General features: G+C 44.4%; 11 protein-coding genes. All 11 read left to right on the top strand.

What is annotated here, in order from left to right; genetic code table 11:
• The first annotated feature begins 258 nt into the window (after window positions 1-258).
• The 11 genes from NCCP133_RS06245 (at window position 259) to NCCP133_RS06195 (ending at window position 11,760) form a co-directional block, all read left to right on the top strand.
• Window positions 259-810, top strand: coding sequence for a manganese efflux pump MntP (locus NCCP133_RS06245; RefSeq protein WP_264804076.1), 552 nt, complete (start codon window positions 259-261; stop codon window positions 808-810).
• 231 nt (window positions 811-1,041) lie between these two features.
• Window positions 1,042-1,491 (top strand): low molecular weight protein arginine phosphatase, encoded by a 450-nt coding sequence (locus tag NCCP133_RS06240; RefSeq protein ID WP_309298039.1) that lies wholly within the window; start codon window positions 1,042-1,044, stop codon window positions 1,489-1,491.
• A 15-nt stretch (window positions 1,492-1,506) separates the two neighbouring features.
• Window positions 1,507-2,802 (top strand): methyl-accepting chemotaxis protein, encoded by a 1,296-nt coding sequence (locus NCCP133_RS06235; RefSeq protein WP_264804075.1) that lies wholly within the window; start codon window positions 1,507-1,509, stop codon window positions 2,800-2,802.
• 120 nt (window positions 2,803-2,922) lie between these two features.
• Window positions 2,923-3,363: a ribose 5-phosphate isomerase B gene (gene rpiB / locus NCCP133_RS06230; protein WP_264804074.1), complete on the top strand. Its 441-nt coding sequence runs from the start codon at window positions 2,923-2,925 to the stop codon at window positions 3,361-3,363.
• Window positions 3,364-3,392: 29 nt separating this feature from the next.
• Window positions 3,393-3,965, top strand: coding sequence for a TIGR01440 family protein (locus tag NCCP133_RS06225; RefSeq protein ID WP_264804073.1), 573 nt, complete (start codon window positions 3,393-3,395; stop codon window positions 3,963-3,965).
• Between the two features lie 412 nt (window positions 3,966-4,377).
• The gene (glyA, locus tag NCCP133_RS06220) at window positions 4,378-5,619 is read left to right on the top strand and encodes a serine hydroxymethyltransferase (protein ID WP_264804072.1); all 1,242 of its coding nucleotides are present in this window, start codon (window positions 4,378-4,380) and stop codon (window positions 5,617-5,619) included.
• A gap of 180 nt (window positions 5,620-5,799) precedes the next feature.
• Window positions 5,800-6,429, top strand: a complete 630-nt coding sequence (gene upp / locus NCCP133_RS06215; RefSeq protein ID WP_264804071.1) for a uracil phosphoribosyltransferase — start codon at window positions 5,800-5,802, stop codon at window positions 6,427-6,429.
• 58 nt (window positions 6,430-6,487) lie between these two features.
• Entirely contained in the window at window positions 6,488-7,639 is a 1,152-nt protein-coding gene (wecB, locus tag NCCP133_RS06210) for a non-hydrolyzing UDP-N-acetylglucosamine 2-epimerase (protein WP_264804070.1), read from the top strand.
• A gap of 293 nt (window positions 7,640-7,932) precedes the next feature.
• On the top strand, window positions 7,933-8,763 hold the full coding sequence (locus NCCP133_RS06205; protein ID WP_264804069.1) for a hypothetical protein: 831 nt from the start codon (window positions 7,933-7,935) through the stop codon (window positions 8,761-8,763).
• Between the two features lie 373 nt (window positions 8,764-9,136).
• Entirely contained in the window at window positions 9,137-9,376 is a 240-nt protein-coding gene (locus NCCP133_RS06200; RefSeq protein ID WP_264804068.1) for a hypothetical protein, read from the top strand.
• 116 nt (window positions 9,377-9,492) lie between these two features.
• Window positions 9,493-11,760, top strand: a complete 2,268-nt coding sequence (locus tag NCCP133_RS06195; protein WP_309298038.1) for a S8 family serine peptidase — start codon at window positions 9,493-9,495, stop codon at window positions 11,758-11,760.
• The last annotated feature ends 256 nt before the right edge of the window (window positions 11,761-12,016 follow it).

The raw sequence follows: 12,016 nt of genomic DNA, 5'->3' as shown, positions 1-12,016 counted from the left end.
ATATAAGGGAAAGATGAGTATTCAACTTTAAAAAGTGATATCAAATAAGAAGGACGCCTGCAGAATTTTCAGAGAACACCTCAATATAGTTATAGGAATGGCTAAAAAGCGATTAAAATAAGCAGCGCAATGTTTTCATCTGGAGCTTCAACTAGTGAAAAAGTACCCAGATCCAGAGTTTTCCTAAAAAATACAATGCCATTCTAAAACTCTTTGGACGTGCATATGCTGAATTAGCAAGTCCAAGGGGGCGTAAAAATGTCAGCGATGATCGGGGAAATATTGACACTGGCTTTAATGGCATTCGCGTTGGGGATGGATGCCTTTTCGGTCGGCCTGGGCATGGGGATGTACAGACTCGGCTTGAGGCAAATTTTTAAAATTGGAATGACAATCGGTCTTTTCCATGTGTGGATGCCCTTGCTTGGAATGGCTGCGGGCAGATTCCTTTCAAATACATTTGGAGCCATCGCCGGCTATGTTGGCGGAGGACTGCTTCTTATATTAGGTGTGCAGATGATTTGGTCAAGCTTCAGGGAAGATGAAGATCGTTTAATCACGCCAGTCGGAATTGGACTGCTGCTGTTTGCCTTGAGTGTGAGCCTTGATAGCTTTTCCGTTGGGCTCAGCCTAGGCATCTACGGTGCCCAAACAGTCGCAGTACTGACCTTCTTCGGTATCGGAGCAACCATCTTAACATGGCTGGGCCTCCTTACCGGAAGAAAGGTGCAGGGCTGGCTGGGCTCCTATAGTGAAGCCCTTGGCGGCGCTATTCTGCTTGCCTTTGGTGTCAAACTTTTATTCTTATAGGTGCCAGGCACCGCCCGGATTTTGTCGAGTGCAAGAGAGGTCGGCCTTAAGCGGGTTTATAGGTTCATATTTTGTGATAAATGTAAAGGGTGACAGACACCCTTATTCTTTTTTTGCCCTGAGATGATAGGTTAAATGGGGAATTTGCCTTATAATGTAAGAAACATGCGGATTGTTCATTTTAATAAAGATTAGCGGTTTGAAACCGATATAAATAAGGAGGGCCAATCTGTGACAAATGTGTTGTTTGTTTGTACAGGAAATACGTGCAGAAGTCCGATGGCGGAGGCTATCTTAAAAAGCAAGGCTTTGCCGGGAGTCGAAGTGAAATCTGCTGGCGTGTTTGCAGCTGATGGCAGTGATGCTTCTGTGAACACAAAAAAGGTATTGGAAGAGCAGGGAATTCCCCTCGATCATAAGTCTTCCGGGATAACAGAATGTTTAGTGAAGTGGGCGACATATATTTTAACCATGACAGCTGGACATAAAAATACAGTTCTGGCTATGTTTCCTGCAGCAGAAGAGAAAACGTACACCCTTAAAGAATTTGCAGGCCGGACAGGAACAGGTGATATTATCGATCCATATGGAGGGCCGGTTGAGATTTACAGAAATACCTGCACAGATATGACAGAAACCATCGATCAGATTTTGGACCGTTTAAAAACAGATAAAAAATAATCAGGGGGCACAGTAATGGGGGAGAAAAAGAGTTATGGGTTTGGCTTGAGGAAAAAGCTGGTTTTATTTATCACGTCCTTAGCCATTATTACATACACAACAAGCGCCATTTTTCTATATGTTTTGTTTCCTAACATCGAGGATTCACTTCCATTTGGAGAGATCGTTTTTAGTGGCTTAACGCTGAGTATGGGGGTTATCTGGTCAGGAATTCTGGCATTTTTTGCAGCTGGGTTTATCATCAAGCCTTTGAAGAGGCTTGAAAAAACAGCTTTAATGGCTGCCCAGGGGGATATCCGTGAAGATGCCGAACTCTCCAAATCGGATGATGAAATCCGCTCGCTTGGCATTGCGTTTAACCACATGCTTTCAAGTTTAAGAGAAATGGTCCAAAAGATAGATGAAAATTTTAAAGAAACAAATGAGAAAGTAATAGCCATTTCGACGGAATCCTCCGCTGCTGCCGAACAGGCTGACTCCATTGCGAGAACCATTAGCGAGATTTCACTGGGAGCGGACAACTCTGCCGTTTCCATCCAATCTACCGCAGAATCGATGGAGGATGTGAGCCGCATTGCTGAAGAGGTGCAGAATAAAGCGAAAGCTTCTGAAAAAGTTTCCGAGGAAATGGTTCAAGATTTAATGGATTCAACAAAGGTGATCCATTCACTCATTTCGGGAATTGATAAACTGGCGCATGATAATGAGGAATCCCTTCAGACTGTTAAGAGGCTTGAAGAAAATGCAGTGAAAGTGGAGCAGATCATTCAATTGGTCGGCGATATCGCGGCACAGACAAATCTGCTTGCTTTAAATGCATCGATAGAAGCTGCCCGTGCAGGCGACCATGGAAGAGGGTTTGCTGTTGTTGCAGAAGAAGTGCGAAAGCTGGCTGATGAAAGTGCTCAGGCAGTTCAGGGAATTTCCGAATTGATTAAAAACATTCAGGAAGAAGTCCGCAATGTTGTGAAGCAAATTTCACTTCAAGTAGAAACGGCCAACAATGAAGTGAAAAAAGGAACGCAAACGAATGAAGCGATTGAGGAGATGGCAAAAACAGTTAATCAAATGGCCTCTTCTGTCTCGGCTATTTCCGGCTTGGTTGACAACCAGATGGAGGGAATCCAGCATACTTCAACACAATCGCAGGAGGTCGCAGCAATCGCAGAAGAAACGTCGGCTGGTGCCCAGGAGGTTGCAACGGCGACCCGGCATCAAACGGATGTTATTGCGAATGTAGAAAAGCTGGCATTCGAACTGAAAGAGCAGGCAGAAAAATTAAATGGCACCATCACTAAATTCAAACTTTGATCCATCGTAAAAGAAACCGGCGAATTCAAGGTTCCCTTTCTTTATAATTTCCTGCTTTTATGTCAAAATAAGAGAAGGATTTTACTATAATGCGCGCTTTTTCAAACAGGAGGGTTTCAGATGAAAATTGCAATTGCATCAGACCACGGCGGACTTAACCTCCGCGAAGAAATCAAAGTTTTGATGGATGAAATGGGGATTGAATACGAAGATTTTGGCTGTGAGTGCGAAACGTCTGTAGATTACCCGGATTATGCACTGCCGGTAGCTGAAAAAGTGGCTAATGGAGAATTTGACAAAGGCATTTTGATCTGCGGAACAGGCATTGGCATGAGCATTTCGGCCAATAAAGTAAAAGGGATCCGCTGTGCGCTTGTTCATGATGTGTTCAGTGCAAAAGCGACTCGTGAGCATAATGACAGCAATATCCTGGCCATGGGAGAACGCGTTATTGGCCCTGGTTTGGCCCGGGAAATAGCAAAAGTCTGGCTTTCAACTGAGTTTGAAGGCGGCCGACATGCAAATCGTGTAGGAAAGATTACGGCATACGAAACGAAATAAGCGTTAAACTAATTAAAGCTTCCGAAAGGGTGAGCTCTTTGATTGATCAATGGAAGGAAGAGCTGAATAACATCATTCAGGAATTTAGTGAACAAGTCCCTTTAAATGAGCGCCAAATTCTTGTAGTGGGCTGCAGCACCAGTGAAGTGGCGGGCAAACGGATTGGTACAGCCGGCACGGAGCAAGTGGCTGAACTGATTTTTGAGCAGCTGGACAAGCTGCGTAAAGGTACGGGTGTTTCCCTTGCTTTCCAATGCTGTGAACATTTGAACCGCGCACTGGTAGTGGAACGGGAAACAGCAACTGCGAAGAATCTGGATGAGGTTACTGTCATTCCACACCGCACGGCCGGCGGCGCGATGGCATCATATGCATATGAGCACTTCCGCGATCCGGTTATGGTTGAGTTTATCAAGGCAGATGCCGGCATCGATATCGGAGACACGCTCATCGGCATGCACTTGAAGCATGTAGCGGTTCCGATTCGCACTTCACAAAAATCAGTCGGCAATGCCCACGTCACCATGGCCAAAACAAGGCCGAAACTAATTGGCGGAGCCAGGGCCATCTATGAACGAAAACCGGAAAATGAATCCTGTTAAAAAAGTCCCTTCACGTGAAGGGACTTTTTTATATTATCAGAATTTATATTCCTTTGAACTTAGAGGACTGTCTAGCTCCAGGCGCCTACCCCCTCGATGTCATAAGCCGATCCCTGCCAGTAGGAAATACGCCTTCTTACAGAAATCGGCTTATGCCTGTCAGGGCTGTTCAAGGCGCTTCCTTTCCGTTTTTGGGATTGCTGCTGCCAGGCACCTATACCAATTGGAGAAAGAGGTATAGGCACCTGTCACTTTTTCAAAAAACATGCTAAAATAAAAAAGAATTTTCACAAAAGAACGATACATAGAAATGGCCAGGGTCAAATAGGGTCTGGAGTGTGAAGAGTGTTCAGTTCCAGAAATGAAATCTCTTGCCTATTAAAAAGTGTGTTGAGGAAAAGGGAGGATTCTTATGAAGCATTTAGCACAGCAGGACGAGCAGGTTTTCAAGTCGATTCAAGAAGAGTTGGGACGCCAGAGATCAAAGATTGAATTAATCGCTTCTGAAAACTTTGTCAGTGAAGCGGTTATGGAAGCACAAGGTTCGGTTTTAACGAATAAATATGCTGAAGGCTATCCTGGCCGACGCTATTATGGCGGATGTGAGCATGTGGATGTAGTGGAAGATTTGGCCCGCGACCGCGCGAAGCAAATTTTCGGAGCTGAGCATGTGAACGTTCAGCCGCATTCAGGCGCACAGGCGAACATGGCCGTTTATTTCACTGTTTTAGAGCAGGGTGACACCGTGCTTGGGATGAATCTTTCCCATGGGGGACATTTGACACATGGAAGTCCTGTTAACTTCAGCGGTGTACAGTATAATTTCGTAGAGTATGGCGTGGATCAGGAAACACAACGCATCAATTATGAGGATGTGCTTGAAAAAGCCCGCACGTCTAAGCCAAAATTAATTGTAGCGGGTGCAAGTGCTTATCCGCGTGAAATTGATTTCAAACGTTTCCGTGAAATTGCGGATGAAGTTGGCGCGATGCTGATGGTTGATATGGCCCATATTGCAGGCCTTGTAGCTGCTGGTCTTCATCAGAATCCAGTCCCGTTCGCAGACTTTGTGACAACTACTACTCACAAGACATTACGCGGACCGCGCGGCGGCATGATTCTTTGCAAAGAAGAGTATGCAAAGAAGATTGATAAGTCCATTTTCCCTGGCATCCAGGGCGGTCCATTAATGCATGTTATTGCTGCAAAAGCTGTTGCCTTCGGAGAAGCGCTTCAGGAAGATTTCAAAACTTATGCAGGAAACATCATTTCGAATGCCAAAAAGCTGGCTGAAGCATTGCAGGCTGAAGGAATTGACCTTGTTTCCGGCGGGACAGACAACCACTTGTTATTAGTTGATCTTCGCTCCCTTGGCTTAACAGGAAAGGTTGCAGAAAAGGTGCTTGATGAGGTTGGCATTACGGTCAACAAAAATACCATTCCTTACGATCCTGAAAGTCCTTTTGTAACAAGCGGCGTCCGCATCGGTACAGCGGCTGTAACATCCCGCGGCTTCGGTGAAAAAGAGATGGAAGAAATCGCATCCATCATTGCCTTTACATTGAAAAATCATGAAGATGAAGGAAAGCTCAAAGAAGCAGCACAGCGTGTTGAAACTTTAACTGGAAACTTCACTTTATATCCTGAAAGATAATTTATACGCCGGTCTCTATGCGGGACCGGTTTTTGCATGTGGAAAATAAAAATAGGGAATCTTAAAGAAATGACTTTTCTTTTACAAAAGCGAATCATAGTTGCCGTTGGAATTGTTTTTCTGTAAAATTAGACGAAGTGTGGTTCGACTCATTCTGCATATTGAAAAGGAGAGATACTTATGGCAAAGGTTTACGTTTTTGACCATCCATTAATTCAGCATAAGCTTACATACATTCGTGAAAAAAAAACAGGAACAAAGGAATTCCGCGAGCTTGTAGATGAAGTGGCAACACTGATGGCATTTGAAATCACTCGCGATATGCCTTTGGCAGAGGTAGAAATTGAAACGCCTGTTAGTACGATGAAATCCAGCGTTTTATCCGGGAAAAAATTAGGGATCATCCCAATCCTGCGTGCGGGGATTGGGATGGTTGACGGAATTTTGAAGCTGATCCCAGCTGCCAAGGTAGGACACATCGGCCTATACCGTGATCCGGAGACATTGCAGCCGGTTGAATACTATGTGAAGCTTCCAAGCGACGTGGAAGAAAGAGATTTCATCGTAGTGGACCCTATGCTTGCTACTGGAGGCTCTGCAGTAGAAGCCATCCACTCTCTTAAAAAACGCGGCGGCCGAAACATTAAATTCATGTGCTTAATTGCAGCTCCAGAAGGGGTAGAGGCAGTAAAAGAAGCACACCCTGACGTAGACATCTATATTGCTGCATTAGATGAAAAATTGAACGAAAAGGGCTACATTGTTCCAGGGCTTGGAGATGCAGGCGACCGTTTATTCGGAACAAAGTAATGAGCAGCCAGGTACGGACAAAAAGAGCTGATATCTTTTAAAAAGGAAGGTGCTTCGAATGAATCGTCCGATTAAAGTTATGACCATTTTTGGGACAAGGCCGGAAGCCATCAAGATGGCCCCGCTTGTCCTTGAACTGCAAAAGCATCCTGATCATTTTGAGTCCCTTGTGACAGTAACGGCACAGCACCGTGAAATGCTGGATCAAGTATTAAATATTTTTCAGATCACGCCGGATTATGACCTGAATATCATGAAAGAACGCCAAACATTGGTGGATGTTACAACACGCGGCCTCGAAGGTCTTGATAAAATTATGAAGGAAGTAAAGCCTGACATCGTGCTTGTTCATGGTGATACGACCACTACTTTCATTGCGAGCCTGGCTGCATTCTACAATCAGATTGAGGTTGGCCATGTTGAAGCAGGATTGCGTACATGGAATAAGTATTCTCCATTCCCTGAAGAGATGAATCGCCAGCTGACAGGGGTAATGGCTGATCTTCATTTTGCGCCAACAGCGAAATCAGCGGAAAATCTATTGAATGAAAACAAAAAGAACGAAGCCATTTTCATTACAGGGAATACGGCGATTGATGCTCTTAACACGACGGTTAAGGACACCTATCACCATGAAGTGCTTGAAAAAGTCGGCGACGACCGCCTCGTGCTCCTGACTGCGCACCGGCGTGAGAACCTTGGAGAACCGATGCGAAACATGTTTAATGCCATTAAGAGGCTTGTGGCAGAGCAGAAGGACATCCAGGTTGTTTATCCTGTACACCTTAACCCGGCAGTCAGGGAAATCGCTTCTGAAATCCTGGGTGATGACAGCCGTATTCATTTAATTGAGCCGCTGGATGTCATTGATTTCCATAACTTTGCTTCCAGAGCCCATCTGATTTTGACAGACTCGGGCGGAGTGCAGGAAGAAGCACCATCACTTGGTGTACCTGTTCTGGTACTGCGTGATACAACGGAAAGACCTGAAGGAATTGAAGCGGGCACCCTAAAGCTTGCAGGGGTTGAAGAACAGCCAATCTATGAAATGGCAAAAGAGCTTCTGACGAACCAGAATGCTTATGAAAAAATGGCCAAAGCTGTAAACCCATATGGGGACGGCAATGCATCAAAACGAATCTGTGAAGCGATCCGCTATCATTTCAAACAGGCAAGTGAACGTCCGGAAGGATACAAACCGCAAAATTAATAAGGATGCACCTATTAAAATGTTTGCCTGAAGCATCTTTTGATAGGTGCTTTTTTTATTATTCACTCAGAAAAGGGGAGGGGTGGAGAAAATGATGAGCAAAAATTGAGTAGTTGATAGGTTGGTGGTTAGGTGATTGAACGTTCAGCGGAAAACGTTAAATTAATTTAATAGAGTTTTAAGTTAAAAGACTCTTTTCCTGGAGAGCTGGAAAAGTTATGATAGGGTATAGAAGAAATGGAAGCAGTTTATCTCATCTGTTAGCAGTGGTTAGTATGTTGGTGGTTGGTTGGTTGAAGATGGTTTTTAGAGAAATTGTTGATATATCAGTATTTTTTGGACGGTTAAATAGTAGAGCAATTGGTTTCACGGGTGAAGTAAAGGTGATTGCAGGTGACTCAATAGGCGGGAATAGGCGGCCAAAAATAAGTGTGGCGGTTTTGTTGGCGGTTAGGCGGCTGGTCATGGGCAGTGCCCATCAGCTGCTTTTGGGGATCCGCAAGAAACCAAGAAAGGTGCTGAGGACGTTGGCAAATCAGTATTTGACAATGAAGGAGCTCAAAGAAACACTTCCGGACATACCTGAAAATAGTTTGAAGCGCTATTTGCAGGAGCATGCAGAATACATAAATTTTAAGAAAGAGCATAATCGTTATAAAATACAGGCCTCAGAAATTGAAAAGCTAAAGTTCATCAGAAAGTTATATTCAGATGGGTTAAAGAAAGAAGAGGTAACAGCTAAGCTTGAGGAAGCCGGAATCCCGGTCATTATTACAGTGGATGATGAGGAAGAGAGCACCAGCACCTCACTGATGAATGTGAACCATGAGCTCACCGATATGAAGAAGCTAGTCAGCTTTTTGGTTCAGCAAAATGAACAATCCCGCCTATCGCAGAATAAAATCAGAGAGCAGAACAAACAGCTGATTTACGAAGTTCAAGAGCTCAAACAGACGATTGAAGAGCTGAGAAAAGCACACGAACAAGGAAATGAAAAAGAGAGCGAAAAAGTCACTTCCCTTTATGAAAAGCTCATGGCAACGCAGAAATCAGTGGAAGAAGTGGCAAGTACAGTGGAAGCGGAAAAGAACAAAAGCATTTGGCATAAAATATTTGGAAAGTAATGGCAGTTATTGTTTTGGCAAATTTTCGTTTAATCTCATACAAACAGGGTATTGGCATAGTGATTTTAAATACTAAAATTGTCTAGCTCCGGCACCCTATCGACTCGGCATGCATCCCTCATCTGTCTGCGATAAGTCAACATCGAATCGCTGTCGCTCTTCATGTTTCCTTTATTTCAAGTGAATGAATTCAGACTAAGAGCGCTGCGTCCTGAGGCGGCGTCTGAGTGATCCACACCGCACGACCAAATGCGGCCGCTTTTGGTCGTGCGGTGTAAAGGCTGACGAAGCCTTCCTTTTCCTGTGGGCCTCAGTCCGCCATGCTCCTTCGATGAGCAAGGGTGCCTGCGCTTTTCTGATGGGAGGTTGAAAAATGAGAGCTCTGGCTGTTATAGAGGCTGTTTTAATTCTCTGGATTATCGTGTTGCTTGGATCATTAATGGGAACCTTTATGTCAGAAGGTCTTATTGCCTTGGTATTTAAGCTGGCAGAGGGAAAAGGCGTTATCCTTACCCTGTTATTAATAATTGCAACGATTACCGATATGTGGAGAGACAAAAAGCGCGACCGTCTGATACAAAAAGGAAAACTTGAGCCGAATCAGTTATTCTAATTATATATAGGAGTAGCCGCACCGTGTAATAGGGGCGGCTATTTTATTCGCAAATACACACGCATATTCAACCCATATTCAGCCCACCCTAAAACAAAAAGAGGGTGGGCTGTTTGATGAAAAGATACTGGGTCATTCTTATGATGATGTTAACTATATTAGGCCAAGCTCCAGTTTCAGGACGGACTCTTACACACCCTCCTATTCCGGAAGAATCATCTGCCATTGAAAAGGTGGCGATTGTTGTCCTGAAAGAGGATAAAGATGAACGGGAAATTAGAAGAATGGTTGAACGCGATCCTGATCTGCATATCAGGCATGTATACAAGCATGCGATTAACGGTTTTTCGGTAAAAGGGAAACAATCCGATCTGGAAAGCTTGTTAAAAAAAGAAGCAGTATCTGCTGTTTCCCCAGTAAATACCTATTATGTCCATTTCAATGACAATATCAAATTGATTGGCGGAATCAACGCAAGAGGTTACTATGACAAAAAGAATCAGCGCCTGACCGGCAAGGGTGTGAAAGTAGGGGTAATAGATACAGGCATCGATTACAATCATCCTGACTTGAGAAAAAGTTATGGCGGCGGACATGACTTGGTTGATCACGATAAAGATCCGATGGAAACGAAAGCTGCAGGTGGCCAGGGCACGCTGCACGGCACCCATGTGGCTGGAATCATTGCAGCAAACGGAAAAATTCAGGGGGTAGCGCCTGAAGCTACTATTATTGCTTACCGTGCCCTCGGACCTGGCGGCAGCGGGACAACAGAACAGGTAATTGCGGCTATTGAACAGGCGATTAAGGATAAAGTCGACGTTTTGAACCTTTCTTTAGGGAATAATGTGAACGGACCAGACCTACCGATTAGTCTTGCGCTTAATAAAGCAGTTGAAAAAGGAATCACAGCTGTGACATCTTCCGGCAACTCTGGTCCGAATGTATGGACAGTCGGATCTCCAGGTACAGCATCGAAAGCAATTTCTGTGGGCGCATCGACCCCTACCATGAAAGTGCCGTTCCTAAACATAGCGGGACGGAAGATCCGTCTCGATCTTCTTCAGGGTTCGAAGGATTGGCAATTTGACAGGTCCTGCGAAATTGTCGATGGGGGCAGTGGGCGTAAAGAGGAACTAAGGAATGCTGATGGCAAAATTGTTTTAGTGGAGCGGGGAGAACTGACATTTACCGATAAGGCGGTTAATGCTTTAGAAGCCGGAGCCAAAGGGGTCATTATTTTTAATAACACGAAGGGGAGATTTTTTGGCAACCTGGAAAGAGGGGTGACAATCCCTGTCGCAGCGTTATCAAAGGAAGAAGGGGAGGAACTAAGGACTCTTGCGAAGGAAGGGAGCCTTTTTGCCCGTACTTATATAATAGAGGAAAAGGATATTTTGGCGGACTTTAGTTCGCGTGGCCCTGTTACCTCCACATGGGAAATCAAGCCGGATGTGGTAGCGCCTGGAGTGGCGATCAACAGTACCATACCGGGTGGGTATCTTCCGCTGCAGGGGACCAGCATGGCTGCGCCTCATGTTGCAGGAGCATGTGCCATCCTCAAGCAGGCTAATCCGGATTGGAGGCCGGATCAAATAAAGGCTGCACTTATGAATACGGCGAAACCTCTTATTAATCACGAGGGTAAACCATATAGAACATATGAGCAGGGAGCAGGAAGAATTCAGCTGGACAAAGCACTGAAAACAGGCACAATCATCATTCCAGCTTCCTTGCAGTTTGGTAAATTCCAGGAAGCGGAGAGGCTGCATGAGCACAGCAGTTATGTAACCATTGAAAATGTTAGCGATAGCAATGAGTCTTATTCCTTTTCCCTGCCATATAAGGAACAGGGCATCAACTGGGAAATGCCGATGTCCTTCCAATTAAAGCCAGGAGAGAAGAAAAAGGTTGAAATTAAGATGTCGGTGGATCCAACAATGGTAAAGAAGAAGATTCATGATGGGAATCTGCTGCTTATAGCCGGAGCTGAAAAGATAAGGATTCCTTTTCTCTATGTGCTAGAGGAACCTGATTATCCAAGGGTAATGGGATTCGGCCTGGGGAAAGGCGACAAAGAAAATATGTATAGATACGAGGTTTACTTGCCAGGCGGGGCGGAGGAATTTGGAATTGCAATGTTCGATTCGGAAAGCCTCAGGTTCATGGGGTTTCTGGATTGGAAAAGAAATGTAGGAAAGGGACAGCTTCAACAGGAGATCCCTGCAGACAAGCTTCCAGGGCCAGGACTGTACCTTGCAAAAGTGTTTGCTAAAAAGGCTGGTAAAGAAGATTGGATAGAAACCTATCTTTTTGTGAAGCCTGATGGCCGGCTTGAAGACCCGGAGCCTTCAGGAAATAATAAAGGGATACTGAATGAGTAAAAACTGAAAAAATAAAGCGTTTTCAAATCCAAAGCAGAAACTCGCACTTTTTTCAACAATATGGCGAAATTTAATTGTGATAAATCTGTGAACATACCATATTCTTACCTTTTTGTTTGTGAGCTTTTTCACTCCAAACGCATTGACATTGACAATGCCCTATTGTATGCTTACAAAGGGTAAAAGATGATAGGGTTTTCAAAATATTCGTGCAGACATTTTTCCCACTTTTGCATGATGTAAATGTGATTAATTA

The organism is Cytobacillus sp. NCCP-133 (genome assembly GCF_026011715.1).
Classification (GTDB): Bacteria; Bacillota; Bacilli; order Bacillales; family Cytobacillaceae; genus Cytobacillus.
The sequence above is the reverse complement of the archived record's forward strand: the minus strand, read 5'-3'. Positions and strand labels throughout refer to the sequence as shown.

Coding starts and splice junctions, on each gene's coding strand:
- NCCP133_RS06245 (WP_264804076.1), top strand. CDS start 259: ATGTCAGCGATGATCGGGGAAATATTGACACTGGCTTTAATGGCATTC.
- NCCP133_RS06235 (WP_264804075.1), top strand. CDS start 1,507: ATGGGGGAGAAAAAGAGTTATGGGTTTGGCTTGAGGAAAAAGCTGGTT.
- rpiB (WP_264804074.1), top strand. CDS start 2,923: ATGAAAATTGCAATTGCATCAGACCACGGCGGACTTAACCTCCGCGAA.
- glyA (WP_264804072.1), top strand. CDS start 4,378: ATGAAGCATTTAGCACAGCAGGACGAGCAGGTTTTCAAGTCGATTCAA.
- upp (WP_264804071.1), top strand. CDS start 5,800: ATGGCAAAGGTTTACGTTTTTGACCATCCATTAATTCAGCATAAGCTT.
- wecB (WP_264804070.1), top strand. CDS start 6,488: ATGAATCGTCCGATTAAAGTTATGACCATTTTTGGGACAAGGCCGGAA.
- NCCP133_RS06200 (WP_264804068.1), top strand. CDS start 9,137: ATGAGAGCTCTGGCTGTTATAGAGGCTGTTTTAATTCTCTGGATTATC.
- NCCP133_RS06195 (WP_309298038.1), top strand. CDS start 9,493: ATGAAAAGATACTGGGTCATTCTTATGATGATGTTAACTATATTAGGC.